The sequence below is a fragment of the Sagittula salina genome (assembly GCF_017813235.1).
Taxonomy (GTDB): Bacteria; Pseudomonadota; Alphaproteobacteria; order Rhodobacterales; family Rhodobacteraceae; genus Sagittula; species Sagittula salina.
In genome coordinates this window covers 124,001-145,138 of sequence record NZ_JAGISH010000006.1, presented here as the reverse complement: position 1 = coordinate 145,138, position 21,138 = coordinate 124,001, and the positions used below count along the sequence as shown (strand labels likewise).

Annotated in this window: 15 protein-coding genes, 1 tRNA gene and 1 pseudogene; 11 read left to right on the top strand and 6 right to left on the bottom strand. The window is 65.5% G+C overall.

From position 1 onward, the window contains the following. Nucleotides 1-162: 162 nt before the first annotated feature. Genes J5474_RS11990 through pbpC form a run of 3 tightly spaced genes read left to right on the top strand, consistent with a single transcriptional unit; the run spans nt 163 to nt 8,154 of the window. A complete protein-coding gene (locus tag J5474_RS11990; RefSeq protein WP_209361153.1) occupies nt 163-5,595 on the top strand; it encodes an alpha-2-macroglobulin family protein in 5,433 nt (1,810 codons plus the stop codon). Beyond that, a complete protein-coding gene (locus J5474_RS11985; RefSeq protein WP_209361152.1) occupies nt 5,592-6,146 on the top strand; it encodes a putative glycolipid-binding domain-containing protein in 555 nt (184 codons plus the stop codon). The genes J5474_RS11990 and J5474_RS11985 overlap by 4 nt, the downstream gene beginning before the upstream one ends. After that, nucleotides 6,097-8,154 (top strand): penicillin-binding protein 1C, encoded by a 2,058-nt coding sequence (pbpC, locus tag J5474_RS11980; RefSeq protein ID WP_245216409.1) that lies wholly within the window; start codon nt 6,097-6,099, stop codon nt 8,152-8,154. Before J5474_RS11985 ends, pbpC begins: the two co-directional genes overlap by 50 nt. Nucleotides 8,155-8,233: 79 nt before the next feature. Here the strand turns inward: pbpC and J5474_RS11975 are convergent, their stop codons facing one another. From J5474_RS11975 to J5474_RS11965, 3 genes are all read right to left on the bottom strand, one after another. Then, nucleotides 8,234-8,710, bottom strand: coding sequence for a YqhA family protein (locus J5474_RS11975; RefSeq protein WP_209361151.1), 477 nt, complete (start codon nt 8,708-8,710; stop codon nt 8,234-8,236). A 61-nt stretch (nt 8,711-8,771) separates the two neighbouring features. Further along, entirely contained in the window at nt 8,772-9,959 is a 1,188-nt protein-coding gene (locus tag J5474_RS11970; RefSeq protein ID WP_209361150.1) for an acetyl-CoA C-acyltransferase family protein, read from the bottom strand. A 120-nt stretch (nt 9,960-10,079) separates the two neighbouring features. Further along, nucleotides 10,080-11,435 (bottom strand): mechanosensitive ion channel family protein, encoded by a 1,356-nt coding sequence (locus J5474_RS11965; RefSeq protein WP_209361149.1) that lies wholly within the window; start codon nt 11,433-11,435, stop codon nt 10,080-10,082. Between the two features lie 174 nt (nt 11,436-11,609). Between J5474_RS11965 and J5474_RS11960 the strand changes: the two genes are divergently transcribed. The 8 genes from J5474_RS11960 to J5474_RS11925 all read left to right on the top strand — a co-directional run bounded on the left by J5474_RS11960 (nt 11,610) and on the right by J5474_RS11925 (nt 19,145). Then, nucleotides 11,610-12,074: a hypothetical protein gene (locus J5474_RS11960; protein WP_209361148.1), complete on the top strand. Its 465-nt coding sequence runs from the start codon at nt 11,610-11,612 to the stop codon at nt 12,072-12,074. A 206-nt stretch (nt 12,075-12,280) separates the two neighbouring features. Beyond that, nucleotides 12,281-13,696, top strand: coding sequence for a 3-isopropylmalate dehydratase large subunit (gene leuC, locus J5474_RS11955; protein WP_209361147.1), 1,416 nt, complete (start codon nt 12,281-12,283; stop codon nt 13,694-13,696). 11 nt (nt 13,697-13,707) lie between these two features. Next, on the top strand, nt 13,708-14,313 hold the full coding sequence (leuD, locus tag J5474_RS11950) for a 3-isopropylmalate dehydratase small subunit (RefSeq protein ID WP_209361146.1): 606 nt from the start codon (nt 13,708-13,710) through the stop codon (nt 14,311-14,313). 478 nt (nt 14,314-14,791) lie between these two features. Next, a complete protein-coding gene (locus J5474_RS11945) occupies nt 14,792-15,622 on the top strand; it encodes a hypothetical protein (RefSeq protein ID WP_342454031.1) in 831 nt (276 codons plus the stop codon). Between the two features lie 56 nt (nt 15,623-15,678). Further along, complete coding sequence (locus tag J5474_RS11940) at nt 15,679-16,629, top strand: endonuclease/exonuclease/phosphatase family protein (protein ID WP_342454030.1); 951 nt, start codon at nt 15,679-15,681, stop codon at nt 16,627-16,629. A gap of 132 nt (nt 16,630-16,761) precedes the next feature. After that, nucleotides 16,762-17,862, top strand: coding sequence for a 3-isopropylmalate dehydrogenase (gene leuB / locus J5474_RS11935; protein ID WP_209361144.1), 1,101 nt, complete (start codon nt 16,762-16,764; stop codon nt 17,860-17,862). Nucleotides 17,863-18,077: 215 nt separating this feature from the next. Continuing rightward, nucleotides 18,078-19,025 (top strand): DMT family transporter, encoded by a 948-nt coding sequence (locus tag J5474_RS11930; protein ID WP_209361143.1) that lies wholly within the window; start codon nt 18,078-18,080, stop codon nt 19,023-19,025. 43 nt (nt 19,026-19,068) lie between these two features. After that, a tRNA-Pro gene (locus J5474_RS11925) sits at nt 19,069-19,145 on the top strand. A 463-nt stretch (nt 19,146-19,608) separates the two neighbouring features. Here the strand turns inward: J5474_RS11925 and J5474_RS11920 are convergent. The 3 genes and pseudogenes from J5474_RS11920 to J5474_RS11910 form a co-directional block, all read right to left on the bottom strand. After that, nucleotides 19,609-19,743: pseudogene (locus J5474_RS11920) on the bottom strand (integrase core domain-containing protein); the annotation flags it as partial. Between the two features lie 174 nt (nt 19,744-19,917). Next, nucleotides 19,918-20,463, bottom strand: a complete 546-nt coding sequence (locus tag J5474_RS11915; protein WP_209361142.1) for a L,D-transpeptidase — start codon at nt 20,461-20,463, stop codon at nt 19,918-19,920. Between the two features lie 46 nt (nt 20,464-20,509). Next, a complete protein-coding gene (locus J5474_RS11910; protein ID WP_209361141.1) occupies nt 20,510-21,136 on the bottom strand; it encodes a DsbA family protein in 627 nt (208 codons plus the stop codon). Nucleotides 21,137-21,138: the final 2 nt, after the last annotated feature.

The window sequence follows — 21,138 nt, the reverse complement described above, 5'->3', positions numbered from 1 at the left end:
CCTCCTGGTGCCCGGGCGGCACTCTTGCCCATCCAAGGTGAAAATCCGCTTAAACGCGCTTTGGATGGCCGTTTGCGGGTGCGGGCAACCAGACGCGCAGAATCCTTGCCCGGTGCGGGGTCGCGTGGCACTGTGACCGCATTGGTTCGTAAGGAGCTTTTCATGCGCCGTCTTGTCGTTGCCCTCGTTACGGGCCTGCTTTCCGTGTCCGCAGCCGCGCCCGCCGCCATGGCCCAGGAGGCCGTGCCGGAAAAACGCTTTGTCTACACGCGTGACATGGATTTCGCCGGGACGGACCTGCAATCGCTCTTTGACACCACGCAGGAGGCCTGTCAGCGCAGCTGCCTCAACGATCCGCAATGCCGCGCTTTCACCTTCAACACGCGCAACAACTCCTGTTTCCCAAAGAGTACCGTCACCGCAAAATCGCCCTACGATGGCGCCCTGTCGGCAGTTTTGGTAACGGCAGACCCGGCGGTGATCGCGCGCGCACGGGCGCGTTTCGGCGACCTGTCCTTCCTGCAGCCCGCCGACTTCGCCCAGGCCCGCAATGAGGCGGAGGCACTGGGCCAGCGGCACGGCGGCGGACAGTGGACGGTCGACGCGCTGTTGAAGGCCGCCGCGGAGGAGCGCGTGAAGGGCAATGCCGGCGACGCGATCCACTGGACGGGCGCCGCGCTTGCCCAATCCGATGACGCGGGCCTCTGGCTGCAATACGCGGACTGGTCGGCGGAATATGCCCGGCAGATCACCGGTTCGGACAGCCGCAAGTACGCGAACCGCGCGTGGCTTGCCGCGCTGAACGGCTATCTGCGCAGCGATGGCGACGGGCAGCGCTCCGATGCGCTGGTGACGCTGGCGCAGGCGCTGGAGGCGCAGGGCCGGGGCCGCGACATGATCCCGGCGCTGACGCTGGCCGATGCCCTTGGTACGCGAGGCGACGTGGCGGAGATGCTGGACCGGGCAATAGGGAAATACGGCTTCCGCATCACCGATCACGTGGTGGAGGCGGACGGGCCTGACCCGCGCATCTGCGTCGAATTCAACGAGCAACTGAAACGCGTGGGCGTGGATTACACGCCCTATGTGCGCCTGCCCGATCCGAAACTCGCCGTGACCCAAGATGACTGGCGCATCTGCGTCACCGGAGTCGAGCACGGTTCACGCCATACCCTCACCTTCCGCGCGGGCCTGCCCGCCGCCGACGGGCAGACACTGGCGAAGGATATCCCCATCACTGCCTATGTGCGCGATCGCGCGCCGCAGGTGGCATTTGCCGGGCGCGCCTACGTTCTGCCCCGGGCAGCCGACGCGGGCCTGCCCATCGAGACGGTGAATACCTCGAAGGTCGACCTCGTGCTGCGCCGCGTCTCGGATGCGAACCTGATCCGGTCGATCCAGAACGACTACTTCGGGCGGCCCATCGGGCAATACGCAGAGGAGTATTTCGCCGAAGAGATCGCTGAGGAGATCTGGCGTGGCACGGGGGATGTGCAGAACGAGATCAACCGCCAGATGACCACCCGCCTGCCCATGGGCGGCATCGTGGGTGAATTGCCCGCCGGGATCTATGCGCTGACCGCGCAGGCCGCGAACGACACCGACGGGGAGGCGCGCGCAACGCAGTGGTTCCTGCTGTCCGACATCGGCCTGACCACCATGCAGGGGACCGATGGGCTGACCGTCTTTGCCCGCGATCTTGCCACCGCTGCGCCCCTCGCCGGGCTGGAGGTCACGCTGCTGGCCCGCGCGAACCGACCGCTGCAGGTGGCGATCACCGATGACGATGGCGTTGCCCGGTTCGCCCCCGGCCTGATGCGCGGCACTGGCGGCACCGCGCCCGCCGTGGTGATGGCAAAGCAGGGAGAGGCCGACCTTGCCTTCCTGTCGCTCACCGATCCGGCCTTTGACCTGTCCGACCGCGGAGTGGAAGGGCGCGCCCCCGCCGGACCGCTCGATGCCTTCCTCGCTACCGATCGGGGGGCCTATCGCGCCGGAGAGGAAATCCACCTGACCGCGCTCCTGCGGGATCCGCAGGCGCTGGCGGTGCAGGACGTGCCGCTGATCGCTGTGCTGACCCGACCAGACGGGGTGGAGTATACGCGCCACGTCTCCGACGGTGGCATGGAGGGCGGGCATGTCTTCGATCTGCCGCTGGCGCCTTCGGTGCCGCGCGGCACATGGCGAATTGCTGTCTTCGCCGACCCGAAGGAGGACGCGCTTGCATCCGAGACGGTGCTGGTAGAGGACTTCGTGCCGGAGCGCATCGACTTTGCCCTGGATCTCCCCGAAGGACCGATCAACCCGCTTTCCCCGCCCGACCTGAAGATCGATGCGCGCTATCTCTTTGGCGCGCCGGGCGCGGACCTGTCGATCGAGGGTGAGTTGCGCGTTGCCACCCGAACCACGCTTGACGCCTTCCCCGGCTATCGATTTGGCCGTTACGACGACGAATCCGACACCCGCACCGAAAGCTTCCCCGCCGATCTTGTGACCAATGCCGGGGGCCGGGCCGAATTGGCATTGCCGATGCCCGACACGGACGCGCTTGGCCGTCCGATGCAGGCCCGCGTCACCATCCGCATGGCAGAGATGTCCGGCCGCCCGGTGGAACGCCGCATCACCCGCGACGTCGCTCCGCCAACGCCGATGATCGGGATCAGGCCGGGTGCGGAGGTCTTTGCCGAGGACTCGACGGCCTCCTTCCGGTTGATTGCCGTTGGCCCGGACCTGAAGCCCGCGCCGATGGACGTGGCATGGACAGTGAACCGCGTCACCACGCGCTACCAGTGGTATCAGAACTACGGCTCCTGGTACTGGGAGCCGGTGACAACCCGTGAAACCGTCGCCCGTGGCAAGGCCGCTCTGGGCACCGACCCGGTGACGGTGCAGGCGCCGCTGGACTGGGGCCGCTACGAGATGGTGGTGGAGCGCGAGAACGGCGCCTACCTCGCCTCCTCCGCTGAATTTTCCGCCGGCTGGTACGCTCCGGTGACGGAGAGCGAGACCCCCGACATGCTGGAACTGTCGCTCGACAAACCCGCCTATACCGAGGGTGAGACAGCGACCCTGCGGATGGTGCCACGCTACGCGGGCAAGGCGCTGGTGACGGTGCTGGCCGACCGAGTGATCTCCATGCAGGCGGTCGAGGTGCGCGAGGGCGAGAACACCCTCGCCCTGCCGGTCACCGCCGACTGGGGCGCGGGCGTCTATGTTACCGCGCAGGTGATCCGCCCGATGGATGTGGTCGCCGGTCAGAATCCGGCCCGCGCGCTGGGCCTGACCCATGCCGCCGTCGATCCCGGCGATGCCCGGCTGGCGGTGAGCCTCGATGCCCCGGACGAAAGCACTCCGCGTGCGCCCCTCGCCGCGACAGTGGAGGTCGCCAATGTGGCGGACGGCGAAAACGCCTATGTCACCGTTGCCGCAGTCGATGTGGGTATTCTGAACCTCACAGGGTTCCAGAGTCCCGATCCGGCTGGCTACTACTTTGGCCAGCGCAGGCTGGGCGTTGAAATCCGCGACATCTACGGGCGCATCATCAACGGGCTCGACGGGGCCATGGGCACCGTCAACTCCGGCGGCGATGGCGGCGCCGGCATGGACCTTCAAGGCCCGCCGCCCACGGAGGAACTCGTCGCCTTCTTCTCTGGCGTCGTGCCGGTGAAGGACGGGCACGCCACCGTGGCCTTCGACCTGCCCGATTTCAACGGCACCGTGCGGCTGATGGCCGTGGCCTGGTCTTCGCAAGGCGTCGGATCGGCCGAGAAGGACGTGATCGTGCGCGACCCGGTGGTGATTTCCGCCGCTCTGCCGCGCTTTCTCGCCCCCGGCGACGAGTCCCGGCTGGCGCTGGAATTCGCCCACACCAAGGGGCCAGCGGGGGACATGGCGCTGGAAATCACCACCGACGGAGGCCTGCTCATGGGGCCCATCGTCGACCCGATCACGCTGGCCGAAGGCGGCAAGGCGCGGATGGAAACCGCCGTTTCCGCCCTCATGGTGGGAGATCACCACATCTCGGTTGCGCTCACCACGCCTGACGGTCAGCGCCTGACCAAAAAGTTGACCCTCGGCGTGCGCGCCAATGATCCCGCTGTGGGACGGACGCGTCGCTTCCAGCTTGCCGCCGGTCAGACCTTTACCGCCGATGCGGAGATTTTCGCCGACCTGCGGCCTGAAACCGCCTCCGCGCTCGTCTCCGCCGGGCCGCTGGCGCGTTTCGACGCGCCGGGACTGCTGGCCTCGCTCGACCGGTACCCCTACGGCTGCACCGAGCAGGTGACGTCTCAGGCGCTGCCGCTGCTTTACATGTCCGCGATTGCCGAACCGCTGGGACTTGGCAACAAGGACCGCATCGACCTGCGCATCGACCAGTCCATCACCCGCATCCTGACGCGGCAGGATGCCAACGGCGCCTTCGGCCTCTGGGGCGCCTACAGCGGCGACGCGTGGCTCGATGCCTATGTGACCGATTTCCTCTCCCGCGCCCGGGCGGCGGGCTACACCGTACCCGACCACGCCTTCCAGAGCGCGCTCGACAACCTCAAGAACACCGTGGCATATGCCGCGGACTTCGACGAGGGCGGGGAGGAGATCGCCTATGCCCTCATGGTGCTCGCCCGCGAAGGCGCCGCCGCCATGGGCGATCTGCGCTACTACGCCGACGAACGCGCCGACGCGCTGGGCACGGCACTGGCACAGGCGCAACTGGGTGCGGCGCTGGCCAGCTACGGCGATCAGCCGCGCGCCGATGCCCTGTTCGCCAAAGCCGCTGCCCGCATCGCGCGGACGCCCGTCAACGCCGAACGGATCTACCGTGCCGATTACGGCACCGCCCTGCGCGACGCGGCGGGCGTACTGTCGCTGGCCGTGGAAGCGCGCTCCGACGTTGCCGATCGCGCCATGCTGGTGACGCGCGTCTCTGCCGCCGACCGGCCACTGTCGACGCAGGAACAGGCCTGGGCGCTGCTTGCGGCCCACGCCATGGTGCAGGACCCCACTGCCTCCGGCCTTGCGCTGAACGGGGCGCCGCTGGCCGGGCCCTTCGTCCGCAGGCTGGACGCACAGACCCTGCAACCGACAACGCTCAGGAACACCGGCGACATCGCCACCGACATCACGCTGACCACCCTTGGTGTGCCCGACGGCCCGACAGAGGCTTCGGGCTACGGCTACCGTCTCGAACGCGCCTATTACACGCTCGCCGGTGCGCCGGTGACAGAGATCCGCACCGGCGACCGCATGGTGGCGGTCCTCACGGTGAAACCCTCTGACGACACCCGTGCCCGGCTGATGATCGACGACCCGCTGCCTGCGGGGCTGGAGATCGACAATCCGTCGCTGATCCGTTCCGGTGACGTGTCCTCGCTGGCATGGCTGGAAACCACGGATGCGGAGTTTTCGGAATTTCGCACCGACCGCTTCCTCGCCGCCGTGAATCAGCGCGACGAGGAACCCTTCCGCCTCGCTTACATGCTGCGCGCTGTGTCGCCGGGGGTGTTCCACCACCCTGCCGCGCTGGTCGAGGACATGTACCGCCCCGACTACCGCGCCACGACGGCTTCCGGCACGGTGACGGTGCTCGGCGAATGACGGAAACGATTGCTATCGCACACTGGCGGGCGCTGGACCGCGAGGGCGAGGACAAGTGTCGGCTTGCCCGCGCCGGGCAGGGCCATCTTCTCGTCGGACACGCGCGCTTTCGCGACGGGGCGGGCTGGGCGGCGCTCGACTACGTGGTGCGCATTGGCCCCGACTGGCGGACGATGTCTGCCGACGTGACCGGTGAACACGCGGGCATCGAGATCGCATGGAAGTTCACCCGCAAGGGCAACGACTGGACCTTCAACGACACTCCCGTGCCTGACCTCGCGGGAGCGGAGGATATCGACCTCGCCTTCACCCCGGCGACGAACCTCATGCCGCTCCGGCGGCTGCCGCAAGTGGGCAGGATCGACACGCGCTCTGTTTGGGTGCGGCTGCCGGGGCCGACGCTGTCGGTCCTGACGCAGTCCTATACCCGCGCCCGCGATCACTTCGTGCGCTACACCGCTGAGGAGTCTGGGTACGAGACCCACCTGAAGGTGGACGACCATGGCTTTGTCCAGCTTTATCCCGGCCTTTGGGAACGGGCCGATGCGTAGCCTTCTGGCTTTGGTCGTGGCGCTCTGGGCCGTCGCGCTCGGTAACGACCGGCTGACCGCGTGGATCAACGCGACAGACCTGCCGCTGCTGGTCCACGCCACCTCCCCGGAGGTGCGCGACCGCAAAGGCACGCTGCTGCGCGCCTACACCATCGAGGACGGCATCTGGCGCATGGCGGTGACGCCGGACCAGGTCGATCCACTGTTCTACCGGATGCTTGTCGCCTACGAGGACAAACGGTTCTGGGACCACCCCGGCGTCGATATCCTCGCCGTCACGCGCGCTGTCGCGCAACGGCTGTGGCACGGGCGGCTGGTCTCCGGCGCCTCGACGCTGACCATGCAGACCGCCCGCCTGCTGGAGCACGGCACAACCGGTCAGTGGCAGGGCAAACTGCGCCAGATGCGTGTCGCGCTGGCGCTGGAACGGAACCTGTCCAAGGACCAGATCCTCTCGCTTTATTCCCTGCTCGCCCCCTACGGCGGTAACGTCGAAGGCGTCCGCGCCGCCTCGCTGATCTGGCTCGGCAAGGAGCCCCGCCGCCTGACTCCGGCAGAGGCCGCGCTGCTGGTGGCGCTGCCCCAGGCACCCGAAAGCCGGCGCCCTGATCGCCACCCAAAGACCGCCCGCGCCGCCCGCAACCGCGTCATGCTGCGCATGGCAGGGGAGGGCGTGATCCCGCTTGCAGCGGCGCGCTCCGACGCGCTCGATCCCTCACCGGAGGGGCGGCACCCAATGCCACTGCTCGCGCCGCACCTGTCGGACCGCGCGCTGGCGCTTGGCCCCGGACGGCATGACCTGACCGTCGACGCGACCTTGCAGCAGAGCCTTGAAAACCTCGCCCGCACCCATGCCAGGCGCCTCGACCCGCGCCTGTCGCTGGCCATCGTGCTGGCCGACCACCAGACCGGGGAAATCCTGGCCTCCGTGGGAGCGCCGGACTACGCGGGGACCGAAAACCAGGGCTTCGTCGACATGACCACGGCGCAGCGCTCGCCGGGCTCGACGCTGAAACCGCTGGTCTACGGGCTGGCCTTTGACCGCGGGCTGGCGCACCCCGAAACCCTTATCCTCGATACGCCAGTGCACTTCGGCACCTACGCGCCGCAGAACTTCGACGGCGAATACCGCGGCGAACTCTCGGCGCGGCGCGCGCTGCAACTGTCGCTGAATATCCCCGTCGTGCGCCTTACAGAGACGCTCGGCCCCGCCCATGTCATGGCGGCCCTGCGCGCCGCGGGGCTGAAGCCGGCACTGCAAGGCGGCTCCCCCGGCCTTGCCCTCTCTCTTGGCGGCGTCGGCCTGACACTGGAGGAGATGACCCAGCTCTACGCCGCCCTCGCCAACGCTGGCACCGCCCGCCCTCTGCACTGGCTCAGGGGCACCGCCCTCCCTGCGCAACAACGGCTGCTCTCCGGCGCCGCTGCCTGGCAGATCCAGAGCATCCTCGCCGACATTACCCCGCCCCCCGCCGCCGGATCGGCAGGGCGCATTGCCTGGAAGACCGGCACCTCCTATGGCCACCGCGACGCATTGGCACTGGGCTGGGACGGGCGCTTCGTCGCGGGGGTCTGGATCGGGCGCCCGGACGGCACGCCTGTGCCGGGGGCCTTCGGGGCCGCGCTCGCCGCTCCCGTCCTCTTCGAGGCGCTCGGCCGCGCCAGCCCCCGCGCCGAACCGCTGCGCCCGCCGCCGCCCGAAACGCTCATCACGACCAATGCCAGACTCCCCGCCCATTTGCAGCGCTTCGGCCCGCGCGCGGAAACCCCCGCGCTGCAGCTGACCTTCCCGCCCGATGGCGTCACGCTGCAGGTCGCGTCCCAAGGCGTGCCGGTCAAGCTGCGCGGGGGCATACCCCCCTACACACTGATGGCGGACGGAGCGGTTCTCGCCACCGGGCTCATGCGCCCGCAGTTTTTGGCGCCGGTTGCCGGCCCGGGCTTCACCACCCTTTCGGTGATCGATTCGACCGGCCAATCCGGGCGCGCCACCGTCGAACTGCACTGACGTCGAAAATCGCGCCCTTCCCCCCTTCTTTGGTTCCTCAAATACCGCGGGGAGCGCGAGGGGCAGCGCCCCTCGCCCTTCATTTGTCCGTCTTCGAGGACTTCACGCTCAGGAACCACGTGAGCGCCGCGATCACCGCCGCAATGCCGACGCCCAGCCCCATCAGGTCGCGCACGCCGTCCCACGTCACCGCCTGCCCGAGGAAGACAACCGCCAGTACAACGATGACCACAGCCACCAGCTTGTTCTTGAGGTCGTCCAGTGTGCGGATCTTCAGCCAGTCCGGCGTCGGCACGCCCGCGTCGATGAACAGCGAATACAGCCCCACGGAAACGATGTAGAACACCGTGCCCATCAGGAAGAGGTCGATGATCTCGATGAATTCCAGCGCCATCTCCTTGGCACCCTTGCGGCTGATCTCGCCCTTTTCGAGCAGGTACCAGACCAGCTTTCCGCCTTCGAGAAAGCCATAGAGCAGCAGACAAACGGCGGCGACCAGCGCTCCGATCACCGCGATCATCACAAGGTAACGGGCATGTCCAAGAACGGGTCGCATCAGGGGCACTCCATGTCGCAGGTCGGGGTTGTCCCCGACCTACCTCAGGTTCTGGATGGTTTCAGATGCGCTCGATTGCCACGGCGATGCCCTGACCGCCACCAATGCACATGGTGATCAGCGCACGCCGCCCGCCGGTTCGCTCCAGTTCGTACAGGGCCTTTACCGTGATGATCGCGCCGGTCGCGCCTACCGGGTGACCCAGTGCGATGGCTCCGCCGTTCGGGTTCACCTTTGCCGGGTCGAGGCCCAGCGCCTTGTTCACCGCCAGCGCCTGCGCGGCAAAGGCTTCGTTGCTCTCGATCACGTCGAAGTCGCCCACCGACAGGCCGGTGCGCTTCAGCAGCGCCTCCACCGCCGGGACTGGACCGATACCCATCACCTCCGGCCGCACCCCCGCGTGGGCGTATCCCAGCACCCGCGCGCGCGGCGTCAGACCGGCGCGCCGCGCCGCATCGGCCCGCGCCAGCACCAGCGCCGCCGCGCCGTCGTTGATGCCCGACGCATTGCCCGCCGTCACCGTGCCATCCTTCCGGAAAGCCGGGCGCAGCCCCGCCAGCGCCTCCGCCGTGGTGGCCTTCGGGTGCTCGTCGACCCGGAATTCCACCGTGTCCCGCTTCACCCGTACTTCGACCGGCACAATCTGGCTGTCAAAGCGACTCTCCGCGATGGCTTGTGCCGCGCGCCGCTGGCTTTCCAGTGCAAAGGCGTCCTGTTGCGCACGGGTGATCGCGTTCTCGGCCGAGACATTCTCGGCGGTGATGCCCATGTGGCCCGATCCGAAGGGGCAGTTCAGCGTTCCGAGCATCATGTCCAGCGCTTTCACGTCGCCCATCTTTGCACCCCAGCGCTGTGCCGGGACGATGTAGGGCGAGCGCGACATGGCTTCCGCCCCGCCGACCAGCGCGAAATCGGCGTCCCCCAGAGCCAGCGCCTGCGCGCCCGACACGATGGCCTGCGCGCCCGACCCGCAGAGGCGGTTGACGTTCATCGCCGGGACCGTGTCCGGCACGCCCGCGCGGATGGCGGCGACGCGGCCCAGGTACATGTCCTGCGGCTCGGTGTTGATGACCTGCCCGAAAACGACCGTCCCGATCTGCCCCGGCTCCACGCCTGCGCGCTCCATCGCGGCCTTGGCCACGGTGGCGGCGGTGTCCACGGGCGCCACGCCCGACAGCGACCCGCCAAAGGTGCCGATGGCGGTGCGGGCACCGCCGAGGATGACGATTTCTTCGGTCAACTGGCTCATTTCTCTCTCCCTGATCCTTGCGCCGGCGCCATGCGCCGGACGGTCACGCGGACTATGCGCGCCGGGTCCGGCATTGTCAGCCGCAACGTTCCGTCAGGGGGGCGCACCCATGGCTTCGGATCAGCCGCGCTGTGGCCCGCCGTCTCCCTTCGCGGCCGGGACCGGCGCATCGCCCAGAAGGCGGACTTCGCGTTGTGGGAAGGGGATGGAAATGTCGTTCTCCCGGAACGCGTCCCACAGCGCCAGAAAGACGTTTCCGCGAATGTTGGTCAGCCCGCCGGTCGGGTCGGTGATCCAGAACCGCAAGATGTAATCCACGGACGAATCGCCAAAGCCCACGATGTGGCAGACTGGCGGCTTTGTCGTCAGCACCCGGTCCACGCTTTTGGCAGCCTCGATGGCGATGCTGCGCACCGCGTGCGGGTCGTCGTGGTAGGAACAGCCAAAGTGAATGTCGAGCCGCACGAAGTCGTTGGAATGCGACCAGTTCACCACCTGGCCCGTGATCAGGTCCTCGTTCGGGATCAGGTATTCCTTGCCGTCCCGGGTCACCACCGAGACATAGCGCGCGCCGAGGCTCTCGATCCAGCCGAAAGTGTCGCCGAGGCTGATGACGTCGCCGGGCTTGATCGATTTGTCGAGCAGGATGATGATGCCGGAGACGAGGTTCGACACGACCTTCTGCAGGCCGAAGCCGAGGCCCACGCCAATCGCGCCCGAGAGAACCGCGAGGCCGGTCAGATCGACCCCCGCCGCCTTCAGCCCGAGGAAGAAGGCCGCGCCGAAGAGCATCACCTGCAGCACCTTCACCGCCAGCACCTGCATCGACGGGCTGATGTCGCGGTTACGCTGGATCGACGCCGCGGAAGCCCCCGCCGCCAGCCGTGCCAGCGCCATGAGCGTGGCCATGACCACCACTGCCTTCAGCAGCAGCCAGAGCGACAGGCGTGTGTCTCCCAGCGTGATTGCCAGACTATCCAGCAGGACGCGGGTCTTGTCATGCAGGCCAAGGATCGACAGCGTCGCCCAGGTCCACGCGCCGTAGCGCACCACGAATGCCATGGCCGGGCTCAGGAAGACCCGCGTTGCAAAGGCGATGAACAGCCACGCCGCCGCAAGGTTCGCGATGATGCGCAGCAGGACAGAGCGCGATCCCCAGGTGACTTCCTTCATCACGAGGTAGACCACCCAGATCAGCAGCACGAAGAGGATCATCCGCATCCGGCGTTGCACCAGCAGGCCAATGCGCAGCCGCCACTTTGCCCAGCCATCGCGCGTTCTGAGCCAGTCGTTGTAGCGCGGCCCGAGCCCCCATGCCAGCATCCAGGCGCAGGCATAGACCGCCAACGCGATCCCCAGTTGGTACAGCGTCCACTTGCGCGTCAACTCGCGCCAGAAGCTGCTGCCCTCGGCCAGCAGGAACTGGATGACCTGCCGCAGCATGTCCGGGTCAAGCGGTAGCGTATCCGGCTCCATCGATACCTTTCCTTTGGATTCCGCAACCCTAAGCGAACCTCGTCCGCGGATACCAGCGCTTTCCCAGGGCCGGGGCCGGTGGCCCGAAGCGTAACCGTCGCCGCATCAGGCGCCGGTTGACTTGACAAGAGGTGCGCAACCGGGAAACGTCGGTTGACGCTAGAGGAACGGTCAATGATCAAGGAAGTAGGGGTCTACTCCACGCTATTGCTGACTGCGAATACCATCGCCGTGCGGATCGAAGGGCGTTACCTGAGAACGAGATCCCGGATCAACCGGCAGTCGATGATGAGCAATGCGCTTGCCAGCGGGATCCGGCACCTTTTCCTGGACCTCTCCCAGTTGGAGGAGACCGACCTGACCGCGCCGGACTTTCTGGGCAGTGGGCTATATCAAATGGCCAATCGTCGGCCCGAAGACGAAATCTCGCGTCAGGCGGTCTACGCCCCCGCCGGAAGCTACGGTCTGGGGATTGCCCGGATGTATGAAGGTTTTGCATCGAATTTCGATGGCATCGAAGTGCACAGCAACCATGACGCCGACGCGGCGATTGCCTGGCTGGGCGTGACGGCCACCTACGCTGACCTGCGCCGGGATACCGGGTGGATTATCCGGGGGACCGAAGCGCAGCGCCCTTGATAGACTCACCGGCAATCTGTATCCCCCCCGTCATGGAACAGATGCTCGATCTCGGCGACCGCGCCCGCCTGCGCGAACGCTTCTTCGGGGCCACCCTCACGGTGCGCGCCTGCCTATAGGCTTGAGCCTTCGCGTGGATCGCACCACGCAGCCTGCGCTCGCGCGCATCTATCCATGCCACCCATCGTAAAAACGGGAGAGGACCCATGTCCCCCAAGACGCTTTATGACAAGATCTGGGACGCCCATGTCGTCAGCCAGGACGAGGACGGCACCTGCCTCCTCTATATCGACCGCCACCTCGTGCACGAAGTGACCTCGCCGCAGGCCTTCGAGGGGCTGCGCATGGCGGGTCGCACGGTCCGCGCGCCGGAGAAGACCATCGCCGTGCCGGATCACAACGTGCCGACCACGGCGGGGCGCGAAGACCCCAAGAACATGACCGAGGATTCCGCCATCCAGGTGGCCGCGCTCGACAAGAACGCAAGGGACTTCGGCATCAACTACTACCCGGTGAGCGATATCCGTCAGGGCATCGTGCATATTGTCGGTCCCGAACAGGGCTGGACCCTGCCGGGAATGACCGTGGTCTGCGGTGACAGCCATACCGCCACGCACGGTGCATTCGGCGCGCTGGCGCATGGTATCGGTACGTCGGAGGTCGAGCACGTTCTGGCCACCCAGACGTTGATCCAGAAGAAATCCAAGAACATGAAGGTCGAGATCACCGGCAAGCTTCGCGCCGGTGTGACCGCCAAGGACATCACCCTTGCGGTGATCGGCGCCACTGGCACCGCGGGCGGCACCGGCTACGTCATCGAATACTGCGGCGAGGCGATCCGCGACCTGTCGATGGAAGGCCGCATGACCGTCTGCAACATGGCGATCGAAGGCGGCGCCCGCGCGGGCCTCATCGCGCCGGACGAAAAGACCTTTGAATATGTGACGGGCCGCCCGCATGCCCCGAAGGGCGCCCAGTTCGAGGCTGCGCTCAGCTGGTGGAAGACGCTCTTCACTGACGAAGGCGCGCATTTCGACAAGGTCGTGACGCTGAAGGGCGAAGAAATCGAGCCCGTCGTGACATGGGGCACCTCGCCCGAGGACGTGCTGCCGATCTCCGCCCTGGTCCCCGCGCCGGAGGATTTCAGGGGCGGCAAGGTCGAGGCAGCCAAACGCGCGCTCGCCTACATGGACCTGACTCCCGGCCAGAAGCTCACGGATATTGCCATCGACACGGTTTTCATCGGCTCCTGTACCAATGGCCGCATCGAGGATCTGCGCGCCGCGGCCGACATAGTGAAAGGCAAGAAGATCAAGGTAAAGCGCGCCATGGTGGTGCCGGGCTCCGGCCTCGTGCGCGCCCAGGCAGAGGAAGAGGGCCTGGCGGACATCTTCCGCGATGCCGGTTTCGAGTGGCGCCTCGCGGGCTGCTCCATGTGCCTTGCCATGAACCCCGACCAGCTGTCCGAAGGCGAGCGCTGCGCCTCCACTTCGAACCGCAACTTCGAGGGTCGCCAAGGCTACAAGGGCCGCACGCACCTCGTGTCGCCCGCGATGGCCGCCGCCGCCGCGCTCACCGGTCACCTGACCGACGTGCGCGAGCTGATGACCGAAGACGCATAAGGACGCCCGAGATGGACAAGTTCGAAAAACTCACCGGGATCGCGGCGCCCATGCCGCTGGTCAACATCGATACCGACATGATCATCCCCAAGGTCTTCCTGAAGACGATCAAGCGGTCGGGCCTGGGCGTGAACCTCTTCGACGAGATGCGCTATGATCGGCAGGGCAACGAGATCCCCGATTTCGTTCTGAATCAGCCGCAGTACCGCGAGGCGGAAATCCTCGTCGCGGGCGACAACTTCGGCTGCGGATCGTCGCGTGAACACGCACCCTGGGCGCTGAAGGATTTCGGCATCAAGTCGGTCATCTCGACTTCCTTCGCCGACATCTTCTACAACAACTGCTTTAAGAACGGCATCCTGCCGATCGTGCTGCCGCAGGAGGCCGTCGATGTGCTGATGAAGGACGCCGAGAAGGGCTCGAACGCGCGCATGATCGTGGACCTCGAGCACCAGACCGTTTCCTCCTCCGAGGGAGAGACGTTTTCCTTTGAGGTCGATCCTTTCAAGAAGCATTGCCTGCTGGAAGGGCTCGACGACATCGGCCTTTCACTGGAGAAGGCCCCGGCCATAGACAGCTATGAGCAGAAGATGGCGCAGGCGCGTCCCTGGGTCTGATCCTGCTCTACGCCACACGAAAAGGCCCGCCTGCGCGGGCCTTTTTCATATGAGAATTTTGTGAAAATCGCGGTCGGGAGGGGCCTTTGGGGCCGGTGAAACGGAGTCCCGATGCCGCGGTTCTGGTCTGCTCATTGGCGGGCATGACTTACCTAGGTGCTCTGGTAAGCTTCAGGAATCTGAGGAAAAAAGGGCAACGCAGGGTCAGAAAGATATGTGTGTTATGGGGGCGATCAACAACATGTAGTGGTCCACCACAAGGCCGTCACCGGAATGACACCGCCTTGATGCAATCCGGCACCACCCTCACCGCGAAACCGCCGGAAAATCGTGCCACTTGTTAGCTTGCTGTTGTCGTCCCCCGGTAAAAGAGGCAGAATTTGGGCAAGAATGAGGCAGCCCGTCACAATAGGCGGGATCGAAAAGGAACAAGGTTGCGGCTTCGCATCGCGACCGTCCGGATCGGAAGGGCAGAGTTGTGATCTCACGCATGGTGGCGGCGGCTGCGCGCGCTTTTCTCGTGGCTATTCTCATCGCGCTGCCTGCGATGATGCTGCCTGACGTGCCCAGTGATTCCACCCAGATCGTGGCGCTTCTGGCGCTGCTCGCCGCCCTGTTGACCTTTGTCGAGTACATCGCCGAATATCCGTCCCTGGTCGAATTCCGCAATGCGCCGCCCTTCAACCGGATGCGCTACGTTGCGCTGCTGGCGACCGTGCTCATCCTGACGCTGATCGCACGCGGGACGACCCAGCCGACCGCGTTGACAGAAGCGCTGAGCGGACTCGGTTACGCGATCGGGCTGGCGATGGATTTCCCGTTTTCACCCGTGCGGCTGATGGTGCTCGTTGCGCCACGCGACGCCAGCCCGGAGGCCCTGGCGCTGATCCGCACCATGGCCGGGCTGGCCTACCTGATTTCGCTGACCACGATGCTGATCTTCGTCGTGGTGGTGCGTCTGCTGGACTGGCCCATCCAGAAACGGGCCTTCAATTTCTGGGTCAACTTGCCGCTCTTTGATCCGACCACAGGCGGGGATATCCTCTACCGGCTGAAAAGAGACAGTCATTTTAACGTGGCCTTAGGGTTCCTGCTGCCATTCTTGGCCCCGGCAGGGCTGAAGATGGCCTCGTCATGGGGGGCGACCCCCAACCTGATCGAATTTCAACCGCTGATCTGGACGATGATTGCATGGTCTTTCCTCCCGGCCAGTCTGATCATGCGCGGCGTTGCGCTGATGCGCATTGCTGCCCTGATCGAGGAAAAGCGGCGCCGCGCCTACGCGCAGGCCGACTTGCAACCGGCCTGATCCTGTTTCTCAGCTATGTGCTTGTGGCCTATGCCGCGCGGGCCGACGACCTGCGGGTGGCGACCTGGCATGCGGAGTTCAGCCGGAACGGGCCGGGACTGCTGCTGCGCGATCTGAAGGCTGGGAAGGTGGATCTGGCGCCGATCCTCGATACCGGGCCCGACCTGCTGCTCCTGACCGATTTCGACTATGACGCGGGGCTTGCGGCTCTTGACGCCCTGCGGACCCAGCTCAAGGCAAAGGGGCTCGCACTCGACCACTTGTTTTCCGCGCGGCCCAATGCCGGTTGGCAAACCGGGCTCGACCTCGACGGCGACGGGAGGACCGGCGGACCACGGGACGCGCAGGGCTACGGCCGCTTTGCAGGGCAGGGGGGCATGGCGCTGCTCTCGCGCTATCCCGTGACGCTGGAGGCGGATCTTTCGCGCCTGCTATGGTCGGAGGTGCCCGACAGCCGGATGACGCCCGACGACCCCGCGCCGGATGTGCAGCGGCTGTCGTCTTCGGCGCATTGGGCGCTGCGGGTGGATACGCCCGCTGGACCGCTGCTGCTGCTGACACTCTGCGCCACGCCGCCGGTCTTTGATGGGCCGGAGGACCGCAATGGGCGGCGCAACCACGACGAGGTGCGTCTCTGGGCGCAGTATCTCGACGGCGCGTTGCGGCTGCCCCCCGAGCCGGCGCTCGGGTCTCTCGCTCACTTCGCCGATGACCTGGCCGCTGGTCCGCCGCCTGTCGTGATCCTCGGCAATCTGAACCTCGACCCAGAGCGGGGAGAGGGCCTGCATGGTGCCGCGCGGGCGCTTCTGGCGCATCCGCGCATTACTGATCCGCTGCCCGGCGTAGATACGGTGACCTGGGCCAGTACCGGTCCGATGCGCGTCAGCTACCTGCTGCCGGACCGTGCCCTGACGGTCCTCGGCGCCGGGGTCATGCCGCCTGCGCCGGAGGCGGAGACTGGCCCGCATGGTCTAGTCTGGGCAGACCTTGCCCTGCCGACACCGTGATCGACACGACCCCCCATCCTCCCTGTCTGTCCGTTCCCGTGGGGGCTAACCCTCCATCGCGCCCGCGTTTCTTGACGACTGCGTAACCAACCGCTACGCGAAATGCGATCACGACACAAAGGACAGCACCCCATGAGCAATCCCTCGCTTCTCATCCTGCCCGGTGACGGCATCGGCCCCGAAGTCATGGCCGAAGTCCGCAAGGTCATCGACTGGTTCGGCACCCGTGGCCTGACCTTCGACGTCTCCGAGGATCTCGTTGGCGGCGCGGCCTACGACGCGCATGGCACGCCGCTGACCGACGCCACAATGGCGAAGGCGCAGGAGGTCGACGCGGTGCTGCTGGGTGCCGTCGGCGGGCCGAAGTATGACGTGCTCGACTTCTCCGTGAAGCCCGAGCGCGGCTTGCTGCGTCTGCGCAAGGAGATGGACCTTTATGCCAACCTGCGCCCGGCGCAGTGTTTCGATGCGCTGGCGGATTTCTCCTCGCTGAAAAAGGACGTGGTCGCCGGTCTCGACATCATGATCGTGCGCGAACTGACCTCCGGGATCTACTTCGGCGAGCCGCGCGGCATCATCGAGGAAGGCAACGAACGCGTCGGTATCAACACCCAGCGTTACACCGAGTCGGAAATCGACCGCGTCGCGCGCTCCGCCTTCGAACTCGCCATGCGCCGCAACAAGAAGCTTTGCTCCATGGAGAAGGCCAACGTCATGGAATCCGGCGTGCTCTGGCGCGAGGTCGTGACCGAGGTGGGCAAGGATTACCCCGAGGTCGCGCTGTCGCACATGTACGCCGACGCGGGCGCCATGCAGCTTTGCCGCTGGCCGAAACAGTTCGACGTTATCGTGACCGACAACCTCTTTGGCGACCTGCTGTCCGACGCCGCAGCGATGCTGACCGGCTCGCTGGGGATGCTGCCGTCGGCGTCGCTGGGTGCGCCGATGGCGAACGGCCGGCCGAAGGCGCTGTACGAGCCGGTGCACGGCTCTGCCCCGGACATCGCGGGCCAGGGAAAGGCGAACCCGATTGCCTGCATCCTGTCGTTCGCCATGGCGCTGCGCTACTCCTTCGACCAGGGCGACGAGGCCACCCGCGTGGAGAAGGCCGTTGAAAAGGTGCTGGCGGATGGCGTCCGCACCGCCGACCTGCTGGGCGAAGAGGGTGTGACCCCCGTTTCGACCTCCGAGATGGGCGACGCCATCGTGAAAGCGCTGGGCGCCTCGGTTTGATCCGCACCGCCCGCAATGCTGGAAGGCCCGGCCCCTCGCCGGGCCTTTCGCATTTCTGAACCGGGGCGGTGGATCTGTTGAATGCAGGCTATCGTGCACGCCAGGCAATCAATACATCCTCCGCGTGCAAGGAACTGAGAGGAATTGTGCCGGTCCCCTTGCGCTGTCGCGGAGGCTGTGAATAGCGTCGGGCAAACAGAACACAGGCTCCCGTCATGTCCCCAAACGCAAAAGGCGCGCTTTTCGCGCTGACCGCCTTCGGCATCTTTGCGACCCACGACGTGGTCATCAAGTATCTCGGAGCGGCCTATTCGCCTTTTCAGGTGATCTTCTTTTCGACGCTGATGTCGTTTCCGCTGGTCAGCTTCATGCTGATGAACGACCAGACGCATGGCAACCTGCGCCCCGTGCACCCGTGGTGGACGGCGATCCGCACCACCTGCGCGATGCTGAACGGGATGTGCGCCTTCTATGCCTTTTCCGTGCTGCCCCTGGCGCAGACCTATGCGATTCTCTTTGCCGCGCCGCTGCTGATCACGGTGTTGTCGATCCCCATGCTGGGCGAAAGCGTCGGCTGGCGGCGCGGGCTTGCGGTGGGGGTGGGGCTCATCGGCGTGATGGTGGTGCTGCGTCCGGGCGCGGCGCCGTTTTCGCTGGGCCACCTCGCCGCGCTGGGATCGTCGATCTTTGGTGCGATGGCCGCCATCATCGTGCGCAAGGTCGGCCGGGAAGAGCGCTCCGTGGTGCTGTTGCTCTACCCCATGGCGGCGAACTTCCTCGTCGTGGGGGCGCTGATGATCACCGTCTACAAACCCATGCCGATTCTCGATTTCGGCGGCACCGCGGCGATTTCCCTGCTTGGCTTCATCGCGGGTCTGTGCCTGATCGTGGCCTACAAATCGGGCGAGGCGGCCATCGTTGCGCCGATGCAGTACAGCCAGATCCTATGGGCGTCCATCTACGGCTATCTTCTGTTCGACGAGACGGTGGATACTTACACCGTCATCGGCTCCGGCATCATCATTGGCTCCGGTATCTACATCGTCCTGCGGGAAAGCGCGAAGGGCAGTTCGAAGACCCCCGTGCTGCGAACGCGCACCCGTGGTTACGGGGCGGGTTTTCGGATTTCTCCCTTTCTGAAGGATAAGAATCCTGCACAATGAGCTTGCAAAGGGGTGGCGCCTCGGTTAGATCGCCCCTCACGGTCGGAGCGTAGCTCAGCCTGGTAGAGCACTGTCTTCGGGAGGCAGGGGCCGGAGGTTCGAATCCTCTCGCTCCGACCAATAAAACAAGGCGCCCTCGGGCGCCTTTTGTTTTTTGGGCCGGTTTCTGGGGCCGGTTTCTGGGGCTCGCCCCGGTAACTCCGTTTATCGTGTGTGACGATTGAGTGACCGATTGAACGAGCTGGATCCCGGCTGCGGGCAGTCGTGCGTCAGGCATCCCGGTAAACCAGCGGAAGCGTGTCCTGATCGCACCGGAAACGTATGTCCTGAAGTGCGTCCCGCTTGTCATCGGCCAAGTTTTCGGGACGACCAGCATCAGTCAATTATAGGATGCCGCGTGACTGCGCGCGGCCCCATGATTTTTCTTTGAATAAACTCAAGGAGCCTGCGTCCAATAGTTTGTGCTCCATACCCCCAAAAGCTTGTGCTCTGTCCCCTGAGAAGTGGACCGCATGAAGCCGCGCGGCTCAGCTGCACTGCTCCCCTACGTCGGACCGCCGGAAGCTGGATTTTCCGAGCTGTTTCACGATGGCGGGCTGGTGGCGCCATCGGGATAATGCTCGGCAATCAAGACGTGGTATCCGATCGCGCTGCGGGGTCGATCTTCGTTGTAGTGTCTACGCCAATCTTCCAGCTTTTCGCGGGCCTCGGCAACTGATCACCCCATTTTGCCGAACATGGCGGTGGGCATGCTCATGCCCACGTTCCGGGAATTGACGAGCTTCATCAGAAATGGCCCGGTTGACCCTCTGAAAAGGGGTTAAGAAATGCTAAGAGCGCGGGCTCGGAACGCCAGTCGACTGACCAGCCCGCGCTTGGGGTCCAGCTTTGTTTAGATGATCCTGACCTGCGTGCCGACCGGCGTGATTTCGAACAGTTCCGCGATCTTCTCGTTGTAAAGACCGATGCAACCATCCGATGAGGGACGCCCGATCTTGCGCGTATCGTGGGTGCCATGGATCAGATAGGCGGGCCAGGACAGATACATGGCGTGGGTCCCAAGTGGGTTGTCGGGGCCCGGCGGCATGTAGGTCCAGCCAAAGCGTTCGACCTGGCTGGGCGTGGGGGTCCAGTCCGGACCGACTTTCTTGCGCACGATCCGGGTGTAGCCACGTTTGGTGAGCTCCTCGGAAATCGGCACAGAGGTCGGGTAGATGCGATAATCGGACCCGTCCGCGTTCCAGTAATGCAAGGCGCGCGACGCTGTATCGGCGACAATCGTGCCGACGCCCAGATCATCGAAATGGTCCTGCCAACGCTGGACCATAAAGCTCGAGGAATTGCGGCGGGTCGGCTCTGCGGCGTGCGCCAGTCCTGGGACGGCGAGGCCGGCCAGTCCGGTCAAGATCGTCGCGCGACGGGAAAGTTTGTTGGTCATCTGCTTTCTCCTTTCAGTCGAATTGGTTAGTTCACACGGAGCCGAATTATGCCCGCGCCAGGCCGACCGCCTCTTTCAAAGCATCCGCATCCATCCCTCCCGGATAGAGTGTCGTTCCGATGATGAAAGCAGGTGTGCCCTGTAAGCCGATCAGGCTCGCCTGTTCGCTATTGCGGCGCATCAGCCCGTCCCATTTAGCCCGGTCGCCGCGATAGGCCTTGTCGAGATCTGCGACATCGAATCCGCCCATTTCCAGCGTCTCCTCGATGAGTTGATCGCTAAGCTTGCCCTCGGTCTCCATCAGGGAGGTGTTCGCCTTTTCGTAATGGCCGAGTGATGCTGCTCCAAGGGCGAGTTGGGCGGCCCGGACGGAGGGCGCGCCGAAGATCGGCCAGTCCTTCATGACCAGACGAATGTTGCCGTCTGCCTCGACCACTTCGGTCAGCGGCGGGTGGTTCGCTTTGCAGTAGGGGCATTGGTAGTCGAAGAATTCGACGATGGTCACATCGCCATCCGGATTGCCGAGCACCGGGTTGTCCGGATCGAAAAGCACGTCGTCGACGGTCAGTTCCTTGGCGAGCGCCGGCGTGCGGACCAGCGAGAAGAGGCTGGCGCCGCCAACGGTGGCCATTGCGCTGCCGGTCAGAAAGGTTCTGCGTTTTATCATGGGCATGG

Excerpts from the sequence above, each read along its gene's own strand:
- J5474_RS11970 (WP_209361150.1), bottom strand. The coding sequence starts at position 9,959 with ATGAGCCAGTTGACCGAAGAAATCGTCATCCTCGGCGGTGCCCGCACC.
- leuB (WP_209361144.1), top strand. The coding sequence starts at position 16,762 with ATGAGCAATCCCTCGCTTCTCATCCTGCCCGGTGACGGCATCGGCCCC.
- J5474_RS11975 (WP_209361151.1), bottom strand. The coding sequence starts at position 8,710 with ATGCGACCCGTTCTTGGACATGCCCGTTACCTTGTGATGATCGCGGTG.
- pbpC (WP_245216409.1), top strand. The coding sequence starts at position 6,097 with ATGGCTTTGTCCAGCTTTATCCCGGCCTTTGGGAACGGGCCGATGCGT.
- J5474_RS11990 (WP_209361153.1), top strand. The coding sequence starts at position 163 with ATGCGCCGTCTTGTCGTTGCCCTCGTTACGGGCCTGCTTTCCGTGTCC.
- leuD (WP_209361146.1), top strand. The coding sequence starts at position 13,708 with ATGGACAAGTTCGAAAAACTCACCGGGATCGCGGCGCCCATGCCGCTG.
- J5474_RS11930 (WP_209361143.1), top strand. The coding sequence starts at position 18,078 with ATGTCCCCAAACGCAAAAGGCGCGCTTTTCGCGCTGACCGCCTTCGGC.
- J5474_RS11985 (WP_209361152.1), top strand. The coding sequence starts at position 5,592 with ATGACGGAAACGATTGCTATCGCACACTGGCGGGCGCTGGACCGCGAG.
- J5474_RS11915 (WP_209361142.1), bottom strand. The coding sequence starts at position 20,463 with ATGACCAACAAACTTTCCCGTCGCGCGACGATCTTGACCGGACTGGCC.
- J5474_RS11960 (WP_209361148.1), top strand. The coding sequence starts at position 11,610 with ATGATCAAGGAAGTAGGGGTCTACTCCACGCTATTGCTGACTGCGAAT.
- leuC (WP_209361147.1), top strand. The coding sequence starts at position 12,281 with ATGTCCCCCAAGACGCTTTATGACAAGATCTGGGACGCCCATGTCGTC.
- J5474_RS11965 (WP_209361149.1), bottom strand. The coding sequence starts at position 11,435 with ATGGAGCCGGATACGCTACCGCTTGACCCGGACATGCTGCGGCAGGTC.
- J5474_RS11910 (WP_209361141.1), bottom strand. The coding sequence starts at position 21,136 with ATGCCCATGATAAAACGCAGAACCTTTCTGACCGGCAGCGCAATGGCC.